A 20,497-nucleotide genomic window follows, 5' to 3' on the forward strand; every position below is an offset into this window, starting at 1 on the left:
GCGTCGTCACCACGGCGACGGGACCCCCCGACGCCACGGCCGAGGAGATGGCGATGCGGGCACGGTGGACGACAGCGGCGGTGACGGTGGCGGCGGTGCTGGCGGTGGCGACGGGGTGCGCGGCCGGCGGGCGCACGGGCGGGGACTCGGCGACCGAGGCGGGCGCGGACGGCGGGGCGGCGATCGGCATCCCCCTGGCGCAGGCGGACACGGAGGTGGACGAGGGGGCGACCGAGGGGGCGACCGAGCCGGTGGAGCCGGAGCCCACCCCCGAACCGCGCGGGTCGGAGGACTGGCGCGTGACCAGGACGTCGCTGCACGGCGAGCTCGCGGCCTACACCACGCACGCCAGCGGCCTGCCGGGCACGCGGGTGGGGCTGAAGGTGTCCACCACCGAGGGCGGCTGGGAGGCGGCGGCCTTCCGGATCGGGTCCTACGAGGGGGGCACCGGGGCGTTCGTCTGGGAGTCCGGCTTCCGGAAGGGTCGGCAGCAGCCGGCGCCGCGCTACTCGTCGTACGAGCGGCGCACGGTGGTCGCCCCCTGGGAGCGCGACCTCACCGTCGACACCTCGACGTGGGAGCCCGGCTTCTACGTCTTCCGGCTGCGCACCGACACCGGGTGGGAGACCCAGGTGCCGTACGTCGTGACGTCGGGGTCGGCGAGGGGCACCGTCGCGCTGGTGGCGCCCGTCACGACGTGGCAGGCCTACAACGAGTGGGGCGGATACAGCCTGTACGCCGGCGCCAACGGCGACAGCCCCAGCCACGCGGTGAGCTTCGACCGGCCCTACAACGGCGCGACCGGCGCCAACGACTACCGCACGGCGGCGATCCCGGTCGTCGTGCGGGCCGAGAGCACCGGCGTGCCCCTGTCGTACTTCACCAACGTCGACCTGCACACCACGCCGGACGCGCTGGCCGGTGCCCGCGGCTACGTCTCGATGGGCCACGACGAGTACTGGACCAACACCATGCGCGACGTCGTCCTGGCGGCCCGCGACGCCGGGACCAACCTGGCCTTCCTGGGCGCGAACACCATGTACTGGCGGATCCGGCTCGAGCCCGGCACCGAGGGTCCGGCCCGCGTCGTCGTCGGCTACCGGCACTCTGCGCACCTCGACCCGCTCTACGCGCAGGGCTCGGTCGACGCCACGGCGATGTTCCGCGAGCCGCCCGTGCCGCGCCCCGAGCACGACCTGCTGGGGATGCAGTACGAGTGCTACCCCGTCGACACCGACTACGTCGTCGCCAGCCCGGACTGGTGGGGCTTCCGCGGCACCGGCGTGCGTCGCGGCGACCACGTGCCCGGCCTGGTGGGTCCCGAGGCCGACCGCGTCTACCCGGACGGCCGGCTGCCGCGCCCCCTGCAGGTGCTCAGCCACTCGCCGTACTCCTGCCGGGGCGTCGCCACCACGACGCAGTCGGTCTACTACACGACCACCTCGGGGGCCGGGGTGTTCAACGCCGGCACGCTGCGCTGGGGCTGCGCGATGGTCGACCGGTGCGAGCGCCCGCTGGGCGCCGCGACCCGCGAGTTCACCCGGACGGTGACCGGCACCCTGGTCACGGAGTTCGCCCGTGGTCCGGTCGGCGCGCGGCACCCGGCCCGGGACAACGTGGACGCGTTCGACCTCTCCACGGCGAACACGGTCCCGGCGAGCTGAGACAGGTCGGGTCGAGTCGGTCATGATGATCGCCATGGGCCCCTCTCGCCGCCGCGCCGGGTGGACCGCGCGCGTCGGCGTCGCGGTCGCGGTCGCGGCGCTCGCGGTCGGCTGCTCGGACAACAGCCCGCCCGACGACGAGCGGGACCCGACGCCGGAGTCGGCCGCGCTCCGGGTCCAGACGGTCAGCGGCGCCGAGCGCCTCGACGAGCAGACCCGCACCGAGGTCGAGGGGGCCGTCGGTGACGTCCTCTCCGACTACGTGGTCGCCGCCTTCCTCGGGGACTTCCCCCGCCAGGAGTTCGTCCGGGCGTTCGAGCCCTTCACCAGCGTGGCCGCACGCAAGGCGACCCGCGACATCGACCGGCTCACCGCGGCCACGGCGCGCGACGCCACCGCCGTGCGTGCGACCGACCTCGACGCCAGGCTCTCGTTCCTGACCGGGGAGGGCGAGGTGATCGGCGGGACGGCCGCGGTGCACTTCGCCTTCGAAGCGACCATGGAGGACGGCACGACGCGACCGCTGGTGCTCGACGGACGCTTCATGCTCGAGGCCGACGACGACGGCACCTGGTCCGTGTTCGGCTACGACGTCAGCTTCGACGACGGCGACGAGACGCCCGCCGAGGCGGAGGGAGGCGGGGCATGAGCCGGAGCATGGGGTGGCGCACGGCCTGGGTACGCCGCACCGCGACGCTGGCGGCGCTGCTCGCCGGCGCCGCGCTCGTCGTACCGGCCGCCTCCGTGCACCCGACGCGCATCAGCCTGACGACCGTCGGCACGGCCAAGGCGGTCGACGCGGGCGACGGCATCGTCTGGGTCCTCGCCCTCGGCTCCGAGGCCTCCCCCGGTGACGACGTGTCGACGGGCCTGACCGACGCCATCCAGCTCATCGGCGTGCACCTCGACACCGGCCGGGCCGTCGCCATCGGCCTCCCCCGTGACCTCTACGTCGAGATGAGCGACGGCCGCGCCCGCCTCAACACCGCCCTGCGCGACGAGGGGCCCGACGGGGTCGCCCGCGAGGTGGACGACCTGATGGGCATCGAGCCGGACGTGGTCGTGGTGACCGGGTTCGAGGGGTTCCTGTCGATGATGGGCGCCGTGGGCGACGTCGAGGTGGACTCGCCGCAGGCCTTCACGACCGAGGACGGCGACGTCCGGGTGCGGCGTGGTCGCAACACGTTCGACGCCGAGGAGGCGCTCTACTACGCCCGCACCCGCGAGACGCTCCCCGGCGGCAGCGACTTCGAGCGCGCGGCCAACCACCAGCGGCTGCTCCTCGGCGTGCTCGACCGGCTGCGCGAGGCCGAGGACGAGGCGGGCTTCATGGAGGCGGTCACGCTGTCCGCGCTCGGCGGGCTGCAGACCGACATGTCGCCCGCCCAGGTCTACCGGCTCGTGCAGGCGCTGACGACGGTCGACCCGCGCCGCACCGACGCCTGCATCATCGTCGGCACGTTCGGGGTGGAGAGCGGCGCCTCGGTGGTCTACCCGGACGTGGAGCAGGCGCGAGCCGTCGGGCTCGACGCCCGGGACGACGCACGGCTGCAGGGCGGCTGCCGCGACGGGTCCGGCTGACCGGACGTCCGTCAGCCGAGCCCCGCCTCCCGCGCCTTGACGATCGCCTGCGCGCGGTGCGCCACCTGCAGCTTGGCGAAGATGTTGCTGGCGTGGTTGCGGACCGTCTTGACCGACAGCCCGAGCTGCCGCGCGATCTCGCCGTTCTCCTTGCCCTCGGCGATGAGCCCGAGCACGACGCGCTCGCGCTCGGTCAGGTCGGGGAAGGCGTCGGCGACCGGCCGGTTGCGCACCCCCAGGAAGTAGTCCATCACCCGGTCGGCGACGCCGGGCGCGAAGATCACCTCGCCTGCGCCCACGGCCTCGACGGCCCGCACGATCTCGCCGCGGCGCGCGCCCTTGAGGAGGTAGCCGCGGGCGCCGGCCCGCATCGCGGCGAAGACCGACTCCTCGTCCTCCATCATCGTCAGCACCAGCACCCCGATGTGCGGGGAGGAGGCGACGATCTGCGCGGTCGCGTCGATGCCGTTGACCCGCGGCATGTGGAGGTCCATCAGCACCACGTCGGGCTGGAGGTCGAGGGCCAGCGCGATCGCCATCGCGCCGTCGGAGGCGGTGCCCACCACCTCGACGTCCGGGGTCGCGGCCAGCAGCGCCTCCAGGCCGCGGCGGAACTCGTCGTGGTCGTCTGCGATCAACACCCGGTGACCGTCCATCGGCTCCTCCTCGACTGCTCTCGTGCCCTGCTCGGTCCCGCACTGCTCATGCCGGTGGTCCCTGGTCGAGCGGCAGCCGCACCTGGACCACCGTGCCACCGCCGGGACGGTCCCCCGCCTCGAACGACCCGCCGAGCTCCTCGGCGCGCTCCCGCATCGAGGACAGGCCTACACCCGGGCGGCGGTCGGGAGCCAGCCCCGACCCCGTGTCGGTGACGTCGATGTGCAGCTCGCCGTCCTCCCGCGCCAGGCGTACGACGCACCGGTCGGCGCCGCTGTGGCGCTGCACGTTGGTCACCGCCTCGGTGACGATGCGGTAGGCAGCGACCTCGACCGCGGCGGGCAGCGGCTCGATGTCGTCGGCGGCCACGACCGTCCACGGCACCCCGGCGCCGGACGTGCCGTGCTCGGCGGCGCGGTGGCGCAGCGCCGACACCAGCCCGAGCTGGTCCAGCGCTGGCGGGCGCAGCCCCTCCACCAGCCGACGCACCTCGCCGATGCCCTCGCGGGCCTGGTCGGAGAGCCGCGACACCAGGCTCGCCGCCTGCTCGGGGTCGTCGTCGATGAGGTCGGAGGCCGCCTCGAGGCGCATCGCGAGCGAGGCGAGCGAGGGGCCGAGACCGTCGTGCAGGTCGCGCCTGAGCCGCCGCCGCTCCTCCTCGCGGGCCGCCACCAGCCGTTGCCGCGAGACCTGGAGCTCGCGGTTGGCGGTGACCGCCTGCACGAGGGCACCGACCTGGATCCCCACGTCCTCCAGCAGCCGCCGGTCGCCCGGCCCGAACGGGTCGTGGCCGGCGTCTACCTCGACCCGCAGGTGCCCCACGGTGGTGCCACCGACGGACAGGTCGACGGTCGCGGGCGTGCCCGTCGGGGCGCCGATCGCGGCGGCGATCGGGCCGGAGGTGGGCGTGGCCAGCACGTCGACGGCCGCGAACGAGAGGTGCAGGCGGCGGGCCAGCAGCTCGAGGGCCTCGCGCAGTGCGTCCTCGGGCGCGGTCATCGCGTCGAGGCGGCGCAGGTCCGACACGACCCGGTGCGGGAACTCCCGGTCGCCGTAGACCACCCGTCGCACGGTCCGCTGGACCGCGACGCCCGCGGGCAGGAGCAGCAGCGCCAGCAGCCCGCCGGCGAGCATCGAGCCGGCGGAGATGTCGGCCGCCGCGTCCACCGCCCGCACGGCTCCGGCGAAGACGGCTCCCACCACGACCAGCACGAGCGCCTGGACGAGGCCGCGGCGGACCCGCGGCTCGATCTCGCCGAGGTGGTAGCGCGCGGCGGCCACCGCCACACAGGCGACGGCGAGCCCACCGCCGAGCAGGACGAGCACGTCGTCGCGCAGCAGCGGGGCACCGGTGAGGAGGTCGGGGACGGGGCCGAGCACCAGCCACGCGCCGACACCGGCGCCGACCCCGAGGAGGGCGAGCCGGGTGGCCAGCACGTCGGAGCGCCCGCGGGCCCTCAGGTGGGCGAGCGTCGCGAGCACCAGCAGGGCCGGGACGGCGGCCCACAGGGCAGGGGGCCAGACGGTCGCCAGCACCGACTGCCGCTCCAGCACCGAGTCGGTCCCGTCGGCGAACGCGGCCACCCAGACGGCGTACCCCACCGCGGGCGCGCCGAGCAACGCGGCCGTGACCCACCGGCCGCGACCCTCGGGCCGCGTGAGCAGGGCGACCGCGAGCATCAGCAGCACGAGGCCGACCGCGGCCATCGTCTCGCCGACGACCGCGGGCCAGGGGCCGCGCGCGCCGGCGAGGTCGACGACGCCCAGGCCCACCGGGGTGGAGGTCATCGTCGCCGGCAGCAGCGCGGCAGCCGCGAGGAACGCCCACGCCGACGCCGTCGACGGGCTCGTCCAGAAGACGAGCGAGCCGACCACGAGCAGCAGCAGCGGGAGGAGCACGACGTGCGGCGCGGCCTGCACGGCGGCGGCGAGGGGGTAGCGGTGCAGCGTGACGTCGACCTGCTGGATCAGGTCGAGGCCCGACCCGGGGCGGCGCACCTCGTAGCGGACCACGTCGCCCACCTCGCGGCGTACGACGTCGAGGTCGCCGGTGCCGTCCGCCCAGTCGGCGAGCGTGCGCCCGTCGACGGCCTGGACCTCGTCACCCACCCGCAGCGCCGTCTCGCCATAGGTGGCCCGGACACGCACCGTGTCGCCGTAGCGCGCGTCGGCCGAGGGCAGCAGCCTCGAGGAGAGGCTGGTGCCGTCGGACGGCCCGGCCAGCAGCGCGAGGACGGTCCAGCAGACCGGCACCGCCCAGGCCACTGCGAGCACGAGCAGCCTGCTGGTGCGCGCCATGAGGGCATCGTGCCCCCGCGTGCGGCCGTGGGGAAGCAGCCGCGCGGTCCGGGAGCGGCGGCAGTGGTCAGCAGCTGGAGCGCTTCTCCGCTGCCTTGCAGGTGTCGTTGCCGCCACGTCCCCGGGCGATGTCGAAGCCCTTGCCGCCGTCGAGGCGGTCGGGCTCGTCGGACCCGGTCAACACATCGGCGCCGCCGCGGCCGTAGAGCATCACGCGGAATTCGGGGTGGGCGGTGACGATCTCGCTGTCGTTGCTGCCCTTGAAGATCGACATCGCGCGGGCCGGCAGGACCACGTCGCTGAACCCGGTGATCTTGCCCTCGAGGGTGAAGGGCTGCAGGCCGCGGACCGTCGTGCGCCTCAGCTGGTCGATGCGCAGGGTCGGCTTGAGGGCGGGGTTCGAGCTGGGAAGGAGGCGCAGCTTGTCCTGCCCGCCGTAGCCCTTGGCGACGAAGCCGGACTCCGCCGGGATCGGGAGGATCATCGTGTCGCTCCCGCTGCCACCGCGCCAGACCTGGTGGCTCTCGGACGTCGTGGACAGGGCGTCGCTCCCACTGCCTCCGACGAAGGTGTCGACGCCGACGGCGCCCAGGAGCTGGTCGTCCCCGGCATCGCCGTAGAGCCGGTCGTTGCCGACCGTGCCCGCGGCGTCGGCGGAGAGGGTGTCGTCGCCGCCGCGCCCGAAGATCGTGTCGTCGCCACCCCGCGCGGCGATGACGTCGGCGGAGTTGGTGCCCTTGACGGTGTCGCCGAGGGCCGAACCGACGAGCCGGACGCCTCCGTCGAACCCGGTCACCGTGTCGTTGCCGTCGGCGGCGATCGGGACGGTGCCCGAGGCGCGGAAGTCGACGACCACCGGCGCGGGGGCGTTGACGTAGGTCACGCCGTCGAGCACCACGCTGGTGCCGTCGCTGGCCGGCCGCGGGTCGTAACCGAGGTCGATCGCGTCGTCACCGGTGCCGCCGGAGACGGTGTCGACCTTCTTGACCACCCGGCCGAACTGGTCGAGGCGCACCAGGTCGGTCTCGCCGTAGAGGCGGTCGTTGCCCTCGCCGCCGAGGATCGTGTCGGCGCCGTCGCCCCCGCAGACCACGTCGTTGCCGCCGAGACCGCGGATCGTGTCGTTGCCGCCACGGGCGACCACCACGTCTCGCCTCGGCGTGCCCGTGATCGTGTTGGCCCGGTCGTTGCCCACGATCGTCGCCTTCAGGCCGGCGCAGGTCGGTGCCGCGTGGGCGGTCGGCGCGATCGCGAGGGGCGCGGCGAGGCCGAGCGTCGCGACGACGGCGGGCACGAGGTGACGGACGAGGCGCATGCAGTCTCCCGAGGATGGATTCGTTCCTGTGCTGATGACCGCGATCGGGCCACCTCAAACCTCGCGGGCCCCTCGACGGTCAGTCCAGGGCGTCGGGACCCTTCTCCAGCAGCAGCGTGAACCGGTCCTCGTCGAGCACTGGTACGCCGAGCTGCTCGGCCTTGTCGGCCTTGGAGCCGGCGTTCTCCCCGACGACGACGTAGTCGGTCTTCTTGGACACCGAGCCCGCCGCCTTGCCCCCGCGGCTGATGATCGCCTCCTTCACGGAGTCGCGGGTGTAGTGCTGCAGGGAGCCGGTGGCCACGATGGTCAGGCCCTCGAGGGTGCGGGCGATCGAGGCGTCGCGCTCGTCGGCCATCGACACGCCGTCGGCCTCCCAGGAGTCGACGATCGCGCGGTGCCAGTCGACCTCGAACCAGGCGATCACGGCCTCGGCGATCGTCGGGCCCACGCCCTCGGCCGCCGCGAGCTCCTCCTCGCTGGCGGCGCGGATGGCAGCCATCGACTCGAACTCCTGCGCGAGCGCCCGGGCCGCCGTGGGGCCGACGTGGCGGATGGACAGCGCGACCAGCACACGCCACAGCGGCACCTGCTTGGCCCGGTCGAGGTTGGCGGCCAGGCGCTCGCCGTTGGCGGAGAGCTGCGGCCCCTCCTCCCCCTTCTTCGGGGCGCGGGTGAACAGCGGCGCCGTCACCAGCTGCTCACGCGTCAGGGAGAACAGGTCGCCCTCGTCGGCGATGACCCCGGCGTCGATGAGGGCCGAGGCCGCTTCGTAGCCGAGGCCCTCGATGTCGAAGGCGCCGCGACCGGCCACGTGGAAGACCCGCTCGCGGACCTGCGCGGGGCAGTGCTGGTGGTTGGGGCACCGCAGGTCCTTGTCGCCCTCCTTCTGCTCGGCGAGTCGCGTCCCGCAGGACGGGCAGTCCTCCGGCATCACCCACTTCTCGAGGCCCTCGGGGCGCAGGCCGAGCACCGGGCCGACGATCTCGGGGATCACGTCGCCCGCCTTGCGCAGCACCACGGTGTCGCCCGGTCGGACGTCCTTGCGCTCGACCTCGTAGCGGTTGTGGAGGGTGGCGTTCTCGACCGTGGACCCGGCCACCTTGGTCGGCTCCATGATGCCGTAGGGGGTGGCTCGCCCGGTGCGGCCGATGTTGACGCGGATGTCGAGGAGCTTGGCGTTGACCTCCTCGGGCGGGTACTTGAAGGCGATGGCCCACCGGGGCGCGCGCGACGTCGAGCCCATCCGTCGCTGGAGCGACACCTCGTCGACCTTCACCACGACGCCGTCGATCTCGTAGGGCACGATCGAGTGCCGGTGCTCGCCCGCGTGCTCGATGTAGGCCTCGACGTCGGTGAGCGTCGGCACGACCCGCACCTGGTCGGACGTCGGCAGGCCCCAGGCCGCGAGCGCCTCGTAGGCGTGCGACTGCGCCACCGGCTCGAAGCCGCGGCGCTCGCCGATGCCGTGGCACACCATGCCGAGGGCCCGGCTCGCCGTCACGCGCGGGTCCTTCTGCCGCAGCGAGCCCGCCGCGGCGTTGCGCGGGTTGGCGAAGGCGGGACGACCCGCCTCGGTCATCGACACGTTGAGCCGCTCGAAGGCCTCGACCGGCAAGAACACCTCGCCGCGCACCTCGAGCAGCCCGGGCACCTCGAACCCGTCCGCGGCCGTCAGCCGGTGGGGCACGGAGCCGATCGTCTTGACGTTGGGCGTGACGTCCTCGCCGGTGCGACCGTCACCGCGGGTGAGGGCGCGCACGAGCCGGCCGTCCTCGTAGAGGAGGTTGATCGCGAGGCCGTCGACCTTGAGCTCGCACAGGAGGTCGGGTGACTCGAGTCCCTCACGCTGCAGCCGGGCGTACCATCCCTCGAGCTCGTCGTAGCTGAATGCGTTGTCGAGGCTCTCCATGCGCTGCAGGTGGTCGACCGCCGTGAACTCCGTCGACACCGCGCCGCCCACCTTCTGGGTCGGCGAGTCGGGCGTGCGGAGCTCGGGGAACCGGTCCTCCAGCGACTGGAGCTCGCGCAGGCGCACGTCGAAGTCGGCGTCCGACAGCGTCGGGTCGTCGAGGACGTAGTAGCGCCAGCGCGCGTCGTCCACCTGCTCGCTGAGCTCACGGTGACGCTCGCGCGCCTCGGGTGGGGCGGACGCCACCGTGGCGTCGGTGGCCGCGAGGCGGGGCTGCTCGGACGTGCTCATGGGCCCAGTCTGCCGGTCGGGTCCGACACCTGCTCGGCACGGCGCGCGACCACCGGTCTGGACCGGATGAAACTCATTTGTTCCATCGGAATGGATCCGCCTATCGTCGTGTTGTAGAACGAAACCGTTCCGTTTCATCACTGGCAGCCCGAGGAGCATCCGTGACCCCGACCGAGACCGGCACCCGTCCCCGCGTGGCGGGCGAGCGGGAGCTGGAGATCCTCGACGCGACGCTCGAGGTGCTCGACGAGGTGGGTTACGACCTGTTGACGATGGACGCCGTGGCGAGCCGCGCCAAGGCGTCCAAGGCCACGCTCTACCGCCGCTGGAAGGGCAAGCCCGAGCTCGTGGTCGCCGCGATCATGGCGCACAAGGGCGAGGCCGTCGTGCCCGACACCGGCACCCTGCGAGGCGACCTGCTCGCGGCCTACTGCGGAGCCGGCGGCCTCAACGACCCGATGGCGCAGACCGTCCTGACGGCCGTCGTCACCGCGATGGGTCGGGACCCGGAGTTCGCGGAGGTCTACCGTCGCGACTTCATCGCGCCCAAGGTCGCCACCTCGCGCGCCATCTACGAGAGGGCCCGGGAGCGGGGTGAGGTCCACCCCGACGTGGACCTCGCGATCCTCGCTCCCTCCCTCGCCGGCATCGTCCTGCACCGGGCGTTCCTGCTCGGCGACGCCGTCACGCCGGAGCTCGTCGGCCGCGTGCTCGACGAGGTGATCCTCCCCGCCGCGCTCCACGGTCCCGCGCCCACCACCGACTGACCACCCGACCGACCACCCCGAACGATCCACCACGTCCGCACCCGTTGTCGGACCCCTCTGCTCGACTCGACCTGCACCACCATCACGAAGGACGTTCCATGACCGACAGCACCCTGGTTGCCGACGAGGTGACCCCGGAGCAGCACAAGCGGCTGCGCTGGGCACTCGTGCTCATCTCGCTCGCGCAGCTGATGGTGGTGCTCGACAGCACCATCGCCAACATCGCCCTCCCCTACATCGGCACCGACCTGTCCATCGACCAGGCCAACCTGCAGTGGATCGTCACCGGCTACGCCCTCACCTTCGGCGGCTTCCTGCTGCTCGGAGGTCGTCTCGCCGACCTCTACGGTCGCCGGCTGATCTTCATGGTCGGCGTGCTGGTCTTCGCGACCGCCTCCCTCATCGGCGGCTTCGCCCAGAACGAGGCCATGCTGCTGTCAGCCCGCGCCTTCCAGGGGCTCGGTGCCGCCATGGCCTCGCCCGCGGCCCTCGCCCTGATCACGACCACGTTCCCCGCCGGCAAGGAGCGCAACCGCGCCTTCGCCGTGTACGCCGCGATGGCCGGTGTGGGCGCGGCCGTGGGCCTGATCCTCGGTGGCTGGCTCACCGGCCTCGACCCGATCCTCGGTCTCGAGGGATGGCGCTACACCTTCCTGATCGTCGTCCCCATCGGCCTCGGCGCCGCAGTGTTCGCGCCGCGCTTCTTCGACGAGTCCGAGCGCCACAGCGGCTGGCTCGACGTCCCCGGCGCCATCACCGGCACGGGCGCACTGCTGGCGATCGTGTTCGGTCTCTCCCGGGCCGGCCAGCAGGAGTACGGCTGGGACGCCACCAGCACCGTGGTCAGCCTGGTCGTCGGCGTGGCGCTGCTCGGCATCTTCCTGCTGGTCGAGTCGAGGGTCGAGCACCCCCTGATGCCCTTCCGGATCTTCAGGAGCAAGAACCGCGCCGCCGCCTTCGCCGTGATGATGATCGTCCCCGCTGCGATGTTCGCGATGTTCTTCTTCCTCTCGCTCTTCATCCAGCTCGTGGTGGGCTACTCCCCGCTCCACACCGGCGTGGCCTTCCTGCCGTTCTCCATCGCGATGATCATCTCCGCGACGGCGGCCTCCAAGCTGATCGCCTTCGTCGACCCGCGCTACCTGTCGGGTGTCGGCACGCTGCTCTCGGCTGCCGCACTCTACGGCTTCAGCCGCATCACCGTCCCCGAGGACCCGACGTCCATCCTCGCCTCGCTCCCGGCCTCCATGGGCGGTCAGGGTGCCGCGCTCGGCGCCGACGTCAGCTACTGGACCCAGGTGCTGCCCTTCGTGGTCCTGATGGCCTTCGGCATGGGACTCAACTTCGTGCCCCTCACCCTCGTCGCGGTGCACCACCTCCGTGCGCAGGACACCGGCATCGGCTCCGGCGTGCTCAACACGATGCAGCAGGTGGGTGGCGCGCTCGGCCTGGCCACGCTCAGCACCGTGTCGCTGCACTTCGCCCAGACCCGGGCCGACGAGATCGCGCCGGCCATCGCGGCCGCCGCACCGCAGCTCGACGAGTCGGCGCTGGGCCAGCTCGCGTCGCTGGGCTCGTTCACCGAGGGCGCCACGATGGCGTTCCTGGTGGGCTCGCTGATGATGCTCGCGGCCTCCGCGATCGTGTGGCTCTTCCTCGACGTCAAGCACGAGGAGCTGGCCACCGAGGCCGCGCCGGAGGGGGTCGGCGTCCACTGATGCATCCGCCCATCCGACGTCGTCGCGGCCCCGAAGCACACACGTGAGCCATCCCCTCCTGACGACCGACAGCGTCCCGGGCGACCCACGGGCGATGGTCCTGGTCCTCCACGGCGGCAAGCCGCGGTCGGACCGGGCCATCGGCTCGACCAGTGCCTCGTGGCGCCGGGCCGCGTGGCTGCGGCGGGCGATCGTGCCGCAGGCCCACGCGGCCGGCCTCGGCATCTGGCTCGCTCGCTACCGCGTGCGCGGGTGGAACGGCGGCTCCGGCCCCGTGGCCGACGCCCGGTGGGCCCTCGACGAGATGCGGGCCGCCCACGGCGACGTGCCCGTGGTGCTCCTCGGCCACTCGATGGGCGCCCGGGTGGCGGTCCACGCCGCCGACGACCCCTCGGTCGTCGGCGTGGTCGGGCTCGCCCCGTGGTGGTCGGCGGACGATCCCGTCGCCACCCTCGCGGGGCGCGCCCTCCGGGCCGCCCACGGACGGCGAGACCGCATCACGTCCTTCCGCGAGACCAGCCGCTACGTCGACCGGGCGCGCACGGTCGCGAGCAGTGCCGAGCTCCTCGACATGGGGCCGCTCGGCCACTACATGCTGGCGGGCTCGGGCCGGTGGCACGACGTGGCGCTCACCTCGGTGCTCGACGTGCTGGCCACGCAGGTGCCGCGCGCGGGTCGCTGACCCGGGTGCAGAGCGGGCCGGCCGCCCGCCGCCGGTCAGAGGTTCCTGGCGACCGTCGCGGAGAGCCGCACGGCCCGGCCGGCCCACGACGCCGACGCCCCGGCGAGGCCGCAGGTCGGCGTGACGACCAGGTGCTCGCCGACGCCGTCGGGGTCCAGGCCGAGCATGTCGAGCCACCGCTGCACGCGCTCGGTGGTGCGCGCCTCCGACGGCTCGGTGGCCGGCTCCGTGGACGGTACGACCCCGAGGGCCGCGGTGCGGCCCGACTCCAGCGCCTCCGCGAAGGTGTCGAGGTCCGCGGGGCCGAGCATGTCGAGGTCGGCGGACAGGCCGTGCGCCCCGGTGCCCGCGACGAGCGACCACGGGGTCCGGGGGGCGCACGAGTGCACCCATGCCTCGCCGCCGGCGTCGGCGATCGCGGCGACGAGCCACTCGAGGTGGGCCGAGGCCTCCGGCAGGTCGACGCTGCGATGCCGGCCGAAGCCGCTGGCGGTCGGCACCTGGCCGGCCACGACCGAGGCCAGCGCGGGTTCGTCGACCTGGACGATCCAGCGGTCGACACCGGGCAGGCGCCGGCCGAGGTCGGCGAGGTGGGTGCGGGTGCCCTCGGCGAGCGCCTGCGCGAGCTCGCGTCGAGCCCCGTGGTCGGCCAGCACCTTGTCGCCGCGCGGCCTCTCGACCGTGGCGGCCAGGGTCCACGGACCGCAGACCTGCGTCTTGAACGCACCCTGGTGGTCCTGCGCCAGCTCCTCCACGGTGTCGAGGTCCTGGGCGAGCAACGAGCGGGCGCGACGGTGGTCGATCCCGCTGGCGTCGGTCAGCCGCCAGCCGGCCGGCTGGAGGTCCGCGCCGAGGCCCTCCACGACCGCGAGCCCGCGGCCGGTCATCGCGGCGGTGACGCCGCGGCCGGGCACCTCGGGCACGTGCGGGAGCTCGGGCAGCTCGCCGAGGACGACACGGGTCGCCTCGGCGTGGTCGGCATCGGTGGTCCCCGGCATCGAGCCCACCCCGGTCGCGCGCGTCACGCGGGGGATCCGACGCGTCGGGTCGACTCGATGGTGGCCGAGCCGACGACCCGGGTGCCGTCGTAGATCACGGCCGCCTGGCCCGGCGCGATCCCCTCGGCCGGGTCGAGGAGGTCGATCTCCACGCGGTCGCCCGAGACCACCACGACCGCCCGGTGCTCGGCGCCGTGGGCGCGCAGCTGCACGGTGCCCTCGACCCGTGCGGGGACCGTGCCGCACCAGCGCGGGCGCACGCCGGCGACGTGGTCGACCGCGAGGCGCTCGCGCGGACCGACCGTGACGGTGCCGCTGACCGGCTCGATGTCGAGCACGAACCGCGGCTTGCCGTCCGCGGCCGGCACGCCGAGCCGGAGGCCGCGCCGCTGACCGATGGTGAAGCCGTAGGTGCCGCTGTGGCTGCCGACGGTCTCCCCCGTCGTCGCGTCGACGATGTCGCCCCCGTGGTTGGGCGCGCGGTCGCCGAGCTTCTCGCGCAGCCAGCCGGCGTTGTCGCCGTCGGCCACGAAGCAGATGTCGTGGGAGTCGGGCTTGTCCGCGACGAGCAGGCCGCGGGCCTCGGCCTCGCGGCGCACGGCGGGCTTGTCGGTGTCGCCGAGCGGGAAGAGCGAGTGCCGCAGCTGGTCCTGGTCGAGCACGCCGAGGACGTAGGACTGGTCCTTGGCGTGGTCGGTGGCCCGGTGCATCTCGATCAGCCCGTCGGACCCGGTGCGCAGCTGCGCGTAGTGCCCGGTCGCTACCGCGTCGAAGCCCAGGGCGAGCGCCCGGTCGAGGACGGCGGCGAACTTGATCTTCTCGTTGCACCGCAGGCACGGGTTGGGCGTGCGCCCGGCGGCGTACTCGTCCATGAAGTCCTCCACGACGTCCTCGTGGAAGCGGTCGGAGAGGTCCCAGACGTAGAACGGGATGCCGATCACGTCGGCCGCGCGGCGCGCGTCGTTGCTGTCCTCGATGGTGCAGCAGCCGCGCGCCCCGGAGCGGTACGACGCCGGGTTGCGGCTCAGGGCGAGGTGCACGCCGGTCACCTCGTGCCCGGCCTCGACGGCGCGGGCGGCGGCGACGGCGGAGTCCACCCCGCCCGACATGGCGGCGACGACCTTCATGCTGACCTCAGCCGCCCTCAGCGTGCCTTGGCGGCCCGGGCGCGCTCGACCACCGGGCCGATCGCCTCCACGAGGGCGTCGATGTCGGCGGGCGTGGTGGTGTGGCCGAGCGAGAAGCGGAGCGAGTGCCGCGCCTGGTCCGCGTCGCAGCCCATCGCGAGCAGCACGTGGGAGGGCTGGGGCACGCCGGCGGAGCACGCGGAGCCGGTGGAGCACTCGATGCCACGTGCGTCGAGGAGCATCAGCAGGGAGTCGCCCTCGCAGCCGGGGAAGCCGAGGTGGGCGTTGCCCGGGAGCCGCTGGGGGCCGGCCGGAGCGCCGTGCAGATGGGCGTCGGGCACGACCTCGATGACCCGGCGCACGAGGTCGTCGCGCAGGGCGGCGACGCGCGCGGCGTGCTCGTGCTGGTGCTTCACCGACTCCTCGACGGCGGCCGCGAGGCTGGCGATGGCGGGCACGTCGAGGGTGCCGCTGCGGATGTCGCGCTCCTGGCCACCACCGTGCACCAGCGCGCTGACGGACAGGTCACGGCGTACGACGAGCGCACCCACGCCGTAGGGGCCACCCACCTTGTGGCCGGTGAAGGTCAGCGCGTCGACGCCGGAGGCGGCGAAGTCGACGGGCACCTGCCCGAGCGCCTGGACCGCGTCGGTGTGGACGGGGATGCCGTGCTCGGCGGCGATCGCGACGACCTCGTCGACGGGCTGCAGCGAGCCGACCTCGTTGTTGGCCCACATCACCGAGATCAGCGCGACCGACCCCGGGTCGCGGGACACCGCGTCCCGCAGGGACCCGACGTCGAGCACCCCCTGGGTCGAGACCGGGAGCAGCTCGACCTCGGCGCCGTCGCTCTCCGCCAGCCAGTGCAGCGGGTCGAGGACGGCGTGGTGCTCGATGGCGGTCGAGAGGATGCGCGTGCGACGGGGGTCCTCGGCGCGGCGGGCCCAGAAGATCCCCTTGAGCGCGAGGTTGTCGGACTCGGTGCCGCCGGAGGTGAAGACGACGTCGCCCGGCCGGGCCCCGATCACCCCGGCGATGGTCTCGCGCGACTCCTCCACGACCCGGCGCGCGCCGCGACCGGAGGCGTGCAGCGAGCTCGCGTTGCCCACGCCGGTCAGCTGGCGCGTCATCGCCTCGACGGCCGCCGGCAGCATCGGCGTGGTCGCGGCGTGGTCGAGGTAGACGAGCGGCTGGGTCATGACCTGCCAAGCCTACGGGGCCGACCTGCGCCAACCTGCCCCGCGTGGCCACGTTCACACCTAGGCTCCCACCGTGCGCGCTTCCCGGGTCTGGCTCGCCTGCCTCCTGCTGGTGCCGACCCTCGCGTGCGAGGCCGGCGGCCAGCCGCCTGCCGACACCCCCGCGCGGGACCGCGCCGCGGGGTCTGCCGCAGCGGCCGGGGGCGACGAGTCGCTCCGCGCGGAGGCCCTCTCACTCCTCGACGAGCGCGAGCGGGCGCTCGTGGAGGGTGACCGCGAGGCGTTCCTCGCCACCGTCGACCCCGACGAGCTCGGCTTCTCCGCGACGCAGGCGCGCTGGTTCGACAACCTCGCGAGGCTCCCCGTGGGGGACGTGTCGTTCGAGCTCGGCGACGAGGAGGCCCTCGCCGACGACTTCGACGACGGCGAGCTGCGGCTCCCCGTCGACTTCACGATGCGGCTGCGCGGCTTCGACAGCCGCCCCGTCACCGACAAGATGGTGTGGACGTTCGTGCACCGCGACGGCGACGTCCTCCTCGTCGGCGACCGCGACGAGGAGGTCGACCTGGTGAACGGGTGGATCCCGGCCCCATGGGACCTCGCCCACATCGAGGTCCGCCGCTCCGGCGGCATCCTCGCGGTCTTCGACGAGGACACCAGCCAGCACGCCACGTACGTCATGTCGGACCTCGCCGACGCCACGGCGGTCGTCCGGCGCCACTTCCCCGAGTGGTCGGGCCGCTACGTCGCCTACGGCACGTCCGACACCACCGGCATCGCCGAGATGAGCGGCATGACGGTCGACCAGACCGCCGGCGTGGCGTTCCCGGTGCTCGCGCGCCCGGACGGCCCGGTGGCCGCCTACCGGTTCGCGGTCAACCCGACCGTCGTCGGTGACGTCCTCGCCCGAGGCCTGGTGTTCCGCCACGAGCTGGCGCACGTCGCCCTCGGACCCACCGACGACCGCTCCCCCGTCTGGCTGGTGGAGGGCGCCGCGGAGTACGTCGCCCGCTCGACGATGCCCGTCGACGAGCGCCGTCGGATCGCCGCCTACCAGCTCGGTGGCGCCTCCGCGCGCACGCTCGAGCCGACCAGGAGCTTCTACCGGGACCCGACCCTCAGCTACAACCTGGCGGCGGTGGTGTGCGACTACGTCGCCACCACGAGGGGCGTGGCGGCGCTGTGGGACCTCGTCCGCTCGTTCCGCACGGCCCGGGTCTTCTCGGCGGCCCAGACCGAGGGCGTCGTGCGCCGCGAGCTCGGGCTCTCGACCAGGGAGCTGAGCGCGCAGGCGCTCGCCTGGGCGCGGTCCGCCTGAGGCCTCACTGGTGGACGTTAGGTGCAGACAGGAGTAGGCCTCTTGTCTGCACCCCGGGTCCACTGGGTCACTGCCAGGCTGAGCGAGTCGCCCTTCGGGGACGACCTGGCTGAGAGTTGCAGGGCTTGGTGGCCCGGGACGTGCAGATCGGCCATAGGGCTATGCGCCAAGGACCCTGCCAGGTCCCGGAGCGCCTCAGTGAGCGACCGACCGTCACGTCCCGGACCGGAGTGCTTGTCCGTGGGCTGACGGAAAGAGCACTCTCATGCAGGCTACGCCCACTTTCGCTGGGATCGACTGGTCCTGGCAGCACCACGCGTTGTGCATCGTCGACGACGAGGGACAGCGCGTCGAGGAAGCCACCGTGACGCACTCGCGGCGCGGGTTGGCAAGGATGACCATCTTGCTGCGCCGACACGGCGTGAGCCGGGTCGGGATCGAACGCGGCGACGGACCCGTCGTCGAGCAGCTGCTCCGCGACGGGTTTGAGGTTGTGGTCATCTCCGCCCGGCAGGTGAAGTCGCTGCGCGCCCGATACGGCTCGGCGGGCAACAAGGATGACCGGTTCGACGCCTTCGTCCTCGCCGAGGCCCTACGGACCGACGCCGGCCGCTGGACAGTGGTGCAGCCCGACAGCGACGAGACGGTCGCGTTGCGGATGCTGGTCCGTACCCGGCACGACCTGATCGATCACCGCATCGCGGTCCACAATCAGCTGCTGGCGACGCTGCAGCACAACTTCCCCGGTGCGATCGGCTTGTTCAGCCAGCTCGACATCCCGATCAGTCTGGCGTTCCTGCGCAGGTTCCCCACCGAAGCCAAGGCCGCATGGCTCAGCGAGCTCCGGATGGCGCACTGGCTCAAGGCCAACCACTACGGCGGGCGCCACACCCCGACCCGCCTGGTCGCCCATCTACGCGAAGCCGCCGCCGGCCGGGTCAACGGAGCAGCAGCCGACGCCAGCGAGGTCATCGTGCTGACCCTCGTCGACCTGCTCACCACCCTGCGACACCAACAAGCGCAGCTCGAGACCCGGATGAAGGAAGCACTGCTGGCCCACCCCGACGGGCCGATCTTCCAGTCCCCGCCTCGCGCCGGCGTCGTACGCGCCGCCACCCTCCTGGCAGAGATCGGCGACTGTCGTGCCCGGTTCCCCGACCCGGAGTCACTGGCCGCGGCTGCCGGCGTCGCGCCATCAACCAGGCAGTCCGGGAAGCACCTCAACGTCGCCTACCGTCGCGGCTGCAACAAGCAACTCAGAGCGGCGCTCGTCGACTGGGCCCAAGACACCCCACGCGCCAACGCCTGCGCCCGCGACACCTACGACCGCGCCCGCGCACGCGGCTGCCGCCACCCCCACGCAGCAAGGATCCTGGCCCAGAGCTGGACCAGGATCCTGTGGCGCTGCTGGCACGACCACCAGCCCTACAACCCCGACCTACACGGCCGGCTCAACACCCTCCAACGAGAGGCTGCTTGACATAGGGCTCTCAGCCCATCCGTTCGAGCCACGGGTGGTCGGCGCGCTCCCTGCGGACGGCCTCCCGCAGCCAGTCCTGCTCCGCCGCGCCGAGCCGCGGCCACGCGATCGCGAGGTCGGCCCGGTCCTTCGGCCGGTCGAGCCGCGCCTTGTGGTGCAGCACCACCTCGGGGCGCATGTAGCGGATCCCGTCCTCGGCCACCCACGTCACGTCCGCCAGCGGCGCCACGTGGTCGGGGTCGCGGCGCGAGACCCACAGCCCGTCGCGGTCCTCGGCGAGCAGGCAGTCCAGGAACCACGGCGCCTGCGCGTGGTCGCGCAGCCAGACCTGCCCCGAGCCCTCGTGGGGTGCGGGGAAGTCGTCGTTCACCGGACGGAGTGCACCCGCCCCCGCGCTCCAGACGTGGTGCCGGTCGCCCACCATCGCCCGCAGGAGCGGCAGGTCCCTCAGCCAGATCACCGCGTCGATGTCCTCGTGCCGCCGCGCCTGCCCGGTGAAGGCGTCGATCGCCCACCCGCCGACGACCCACCACTCGGCGTCGTAGGTCGCCATGAAGGCGGTCAGGCCGGCCGGGTCGAGCGCCTGCCAGTCGCCGTAGAGCCGGCGGAACGCGTCCTCCTCGGCGAGGTCCTCCGCCGACGGGCTCCAGTGCATCCCCGCAGGCTAGCGTCGCGCCCGTGCACACCCACGAGCCCGAGGCCTACGACTGCCCGTTCTGCCGCCTGCAGCGGCTCGTCCACGACGAGCGCAACCGCCCGGAGGACGTCGTCGCGGTCACCGGTCTCGCGTTCGCCCGGATCTCGCCGAAGTGGTGGTCGGCCAACGACGGCGCCGTCCTGGTGGTCCCGCGCTCGCACCACGAGAACCTCTACGACCTGCCCGCCGACGTCGGCCACGCCGTCTGGGACCTGACCCAGCGCGTCGCGGTCGCGATGCGGACGGCGTACGACTGCGACGGGATCTCGACGCGCCAGCACAACGAGCCCGCCGGCGGCCAGGACGTCTGGCACCTCCACGTCCACGTCTTCCCGCGGTGGGACGGCGACCGGCTCTACGAGCAGCACCTGACCACCCGGTGGCCCTCGCCCGAGGAGCGCCGGCCGTACGCCGACCGGCTCGCCGCCGCGCTGGACCTCCCGCGCACCTTCGGCTGAGGCAGGATCGCGCCATGGACTTCCAGCAGATGCAGGAGCGCGCCCGAACGGTGCGGAGCAGGTATGCCGAGGTGGAGGCCTCGACCTACGGCCGGTCGTGGACGACGGAGGAGGTCATGCTCGGCTTCCTCGGCGACGTCGGCGACCTCGCCAAGCTGGTGCAGGGCAAGGCCGGCGTGCGTCCGCGCGAGGACCTCGACGAGGCACTCGCCCACGAGCTCGCCGACTGCCTCTGGAGCATCCTCACCCTCGCCGACGCCTATGACGTCGACCTCGCCGGCGCCTTCACGAGCACCATGGACGAGCTGGACGAGGTGCTCGCCGGGGACTGATCC

Annotated in this window: 18 protein-coding genes; 10 read left to right on the forward strand and 8 right to left on the reverse strand. The window is 73.4% G+C overall.

The features are described 5' to 3' along the window. Positions 1-53 precede the first annotated feature (53 nt). Genes NYO98_RS15995 through NYO98_RS16005 form a run of 3 tightly spaced genes read left to right on the forward strand, consistent with a single transcriptional unit; the run spans position 54 to position 3,245 of the window. Positions 54-1,664 carry a N,N-dimethylformamidase beta subunit family domain-containing protein gene (locus NYO98_RS15995; protein ID WP_268112729.1) on the forward strand — a complete coding sequence of 537 codons (1,611 nt, stop codon included), beginning with the start codon at positions 54-56 and terminating at the stop codon, positions 1,662-1,664. Positions 1,665-1,698: 34 nt separating this feature from the next. Then, positions 1,699-2,313 (forward strand): hypothetical protein, encoded by a 615-nt coding sequence (locus NYO98_RS16000; RefSeq protein ID WP_268112730.1) that lies wholly within the window; start codon positions 1,699-1,701, stop codon positions 2,311-2,313. Continuing rightward, positions 2,310-3,245, forward strand: coding sequence for an LCP family protein (locus tag NYO98_RS16005; protein WP_268112731.1), 936 nt, complete (start codon positions 2,310-2,312; stop codon positions 3,243-3,245). The genes NYO98_RS16000 and NYO98_RS16005 overlap by 4 nt, the downstream gene beginning before the upstream one ends. Positions 3,246-3,256: 11 nt before the next feature. Here the strand turns inward: NYO98_RS16005 and NYO98_RS16010 are convergent, their stop codons facing one another. The 4 genes from NYO98_RS16010 to ligA all read right to left on the reverse strand — a co-directional run bounded on the left by NYO98_RS16010 (position 3,257) and on the right by ligA (position 9,718). Further along, on the reverse strand, positions 3,257-3,886 hold the full coding sequence (locus tag NYO98_RS16010; protein WP_326494447.1) for a response regulator transcription factor: 630 nt from the start codon (positions 3,884-3,886) through the stop codon (positions 3,257-3,259). Between the two features lie 61 nt (positions 3,887-3,947). Beyond that, the gene (locus NYO98_RS16015; protein ID WP_268112732.1) at positions 3,948-6,200 is read right to left on the reverse strand and encodes a sensor histidine kinase; all 2,253 of its coding nucleotides are present in this window, start codon (positions 6,198-6,200) and stop codon (positions 3,948-3,950) included. Positions 6,201-6,267: 67 nt separating this feature from the next. Then, entirely contained in the window at positions 6,268-7,515 is a 1,248-nt protein-coding gene (locus NYO98_RS16020) for a calcium-binding protein (RefSeq protein ID WP_268112733.1), read from the reverse strand. Between the two features lie 79 nt (positions 7,516-7,594). Further along, a complete protein-coding gene (ligA, locus tag NYO98_RS16025) occupies positions 7,595-9,718 on the reverse strand; it encodes an NAD-dependent DNA ligase LigA (RefSeq protein WP_268112734.1) in 2,124 nt (707 codons plus the stop codon). Between the two features lie 161 nt (positions 9,719-9,879). Between ligA and NYO98_RS16030 the strand changes: the two genes are divergently transcribed. From NYO98_RS16030 to NYO98_RS16040, 3 genes are all read left to right on the forward strand, one after another. Next, positions 9,880-10,485 carry a TetR/AcrR family transcriptional regulator gene (locus NYO98_RS16030; protein ID WP_268112735.1) on the forward strand — a complete coding sequence of 202 codons (606 nt, stop codon included), beginning with the start codon at positions 9,880-9,882 and terminating at the stop codon, positions 10,483-10,485. A gap of 98 nt (positions 10,486-10,583) precedes the next feature. Next, entirely contained in the window at positions 10,584-12,203 is a 1,620-nt protein-coding gene (locus tag NYO98_RS16035; RefSeq protein ID WP_268112736.1) for an MFS transporter, read from the forward strand. A 43-nt stretch (positions 12,204-12,246) separates the two neighbouring features. Continuing rightward, entirely contained in the window at positions 12,247-12,885 is a 639-nt protein-coding gene (locus tag NYO98_RS16040) for an alpha/beta fold hydrolase (RefSeq protein WP_268112737.1), read from the forward strand. Positions 12,886-12,920: 35 nt separating this feature from the next. Here the strand turns inward: NYO98_RS16040 and NYO98_RS16045 are convergent, their stop codons facing one another. From NYO98_RS16045 to NYO98_RS16055, 3 genes are read right to left on the reverse strand one after another with little or no spacing between them, the layout of a single operon-like run. Beyond that, positions 12,921-13,910, reverse strand: coding sequence for a uroporphyrinogen decarboxylase/cobalamine-independent methonine synthase family protein (locus tag NYO98_RS16045; protein ID WP_268112738.1), 990 nt, complete (start codon positions 13,908-13,910; stop codon positions 12,921-12,923). After that, on the reverse strand, positions 13,907-15,010 hold the full coding sequence (gene mnmA, locus NYO98_RS16050) for a tRNA 2-thiouridine(34) synthase MnmA (protein ID WP_268112739.1): 1,104 nt from the start codon (positions 15,008-15,010) through the stop codon (positions 13,907-13,909). Before mnmA ends, NYO98_RS16045 begins: the two co-directional genes overlap by 4 nt. 17 nt (positions 15,011-15,027) lie before the next feature. Continuing rightward, positions 15,028-16,209, reverse strand: a complete 1,182-nt coding sequence (locus tag NYO98_RS16055) for a cysteine desulfurase family protein (protein WP_268112740.1) — start codon at positions 16,207-16,209, stop codon at positions 15,028-15,030. Between the two features lie 73 nt (positions 16,210-16,282). On the opposite strand from NYO98_RS16055, the gene NYO98_RS16060 reads away from it, so the two are divergent. Together NYO98_RS16060 and NYO98_RS16065 are read left to right on the forward strand one after the other, a co-directional pair. Next, complete coding sequence (locus tag NYO98_RS16060) at positions 16,283-17,527, forward strand: hypothetical protein (RefSeq protein WP_268112741.1); 1,245 nt, start codon at positions 16,283-16,285, stop codon at positions 17,525-17,527. A 265-nt stretch (positions 17,528-17,792) separates the two neighbouring features. Next, positions 17,793-19,007 (forward strand): IS110 family RNA-guided transposase, encoded by a 1,215-nt coding sequence (locus tag NYO98_RS16065; RefSeq protein ID WP_268112742.1) that lies wholly within the window; start codon positions 17,793-17,795, stop codon positions 19,005-19,007. 10 nt (positions 19,008-19,017) lie between these two features. Here NYO98_RS16065 and NYO98_RS16070 read toward each other — a convergent pair whose 3' ends face one another. Further along, positions 19,018-19,662 carry a nucleotidyltransferase domain-containing protein gene (locus tag NYO98_RS16070; protein ID WP_268112743.1) on the reverse strand — a complete coding sequence of 215 codons (645 nt, stop codon included), beginning with the start codon at positions 19,660-19,662 and terminating at the stop codon, positions 19,018-19,020. A 23-nt stretch (positions 19,663-19,685) separates the two neighbouring features. Between NYO98_RS16070 and NYO98_RS16075 the strand changes: the two genes are divergently transcribed. Continuing rightward, positions 19,686-20,162: an HIT family protein gene (locus NYO98_RS16075; RefSeq protein ID WP_268112744.1), complete on the forward strand. Its 477-nt coding sequence runs from the start codon at positions 19,686-19,688 to the stop codon at positions 20,160-20,162. A gap of 14 nt (positions 20,163-20,176) precedes the next feature. After that, positions 20,177-20,494 (forward strand): nucleoside triphosphate pyrophosphohydrolase family protein, encoded by a 318-nt coding sequence (locus NYO98_RS16080; protein WP_268112745.1) that lies wholly within the window; start codon positions 20,177-20,179, stop codon positions 20,492-20,494. Positions 20,495-20,497 lie beyond the last annotated feature (3 nt).

The organism is Nocardioides pini, from assembly GCF_026712185.1.
In the GTDB taxonomy this organism is placed as follows: Bacteria; Actinomycetota; Actinomycetes; order Propionibacteriales; family Nocardioidaceae; genus Nocardioides; species Nocardioides pini.

What these genes read in the sequence shown, in the direction of transcription:
- NYO98_RS16065 (WP_268112742.1), top strand. Translation starts at nt 17,793, where the DNA reads ATGCAGGCTACGCCCACTTTCGCTGGGATCGACTGGTCCTGGCAGCAC.
- NYO98_RS16035 (WP_268112736.1), top strand. Translation starts at nt 10,584, where the DNA reads ATGACCGACAGCACCCTGGTTGCCGACGAGGTGACCCCGGAGCAGCAC.
- NYO98_RS16020 (WP_268112733.1), bottom strand. Translation starts at nt 7,515, where the DNA reads ATGCGCCTCGTCCGTCACCTCGTGCCCGCCGTCGTCGCGACGCTCGGC.
- NYO98_RS15995 (WP_268112729.1), top strand. Translation starts at nt 54, where the DNA reads ATGCGGGCACGGTGGACGACAGCGGCGGTGACGGTGGCGGCGGTGCTG.
- NYO98_RS16005 (WP_268112731.1), top strand. Translation starts at nt 2,310, where the DNA reads ATGAGCCGGAGCATGGGGTGGCGCACGGCCTGGGTACGCCGCACCGCG.
- ligA (WP_268112734.1), bottom strand. Translation starts at nt 9,718, where the DNA reads ATGAGCACGTCCGAGCAGCCCCGCCTCGCGGCCACCGACGCCACGGTG.
- NYO98_RS16055 (WP_268112740.1), bottom strand. Translation starts at nt 16,209, where the DNA reads ATGACCCAGCCGCTCGTCTACCTCGACCACGCCGCGACCACGCCGATG.
- NYO98_RS16070 (WP_268112743.1), bottom strand. Translation starts at nt 19,662, where the DNA reads ATGCACTGGAGCCCGTCGGCGGAGGACCTCGCCGAGGAGGACGCGTTC.
- NYO98_RS16015 (WP_268112732.1), bottom strand. Translation starts at nt 6,200, where the DNA reads ATGGCGCGCACCAGCAGGCTGCTCGTGCTCGCAGTGGCCTGGGCGGTG.
- NYO98_RS16000 (WP_268112730.1), top strand. Translation starts at nt 1,699, where the DNA reads ATGGGCCCCTCTCGCCGCCGCGCCGGGTGGACCGCGCGCGTCGGCGTC.
- mnmA (WP_268112739.1), bottom strand. Translation starts at nt 15,010, where the DNA reads ATGAAGGTCGTCGCCGCCATGTCGGGCGGGGTGGACTCCGCCGTCGCC.
- NYO98_RS16080 (WP_268112745.1), top strand. Translation starts at nt 20,177, where the DNA reads ATGGACTTCCAGCAGATGCAGGAGCGCGCCCGAACGGTGCGGAGCAGG.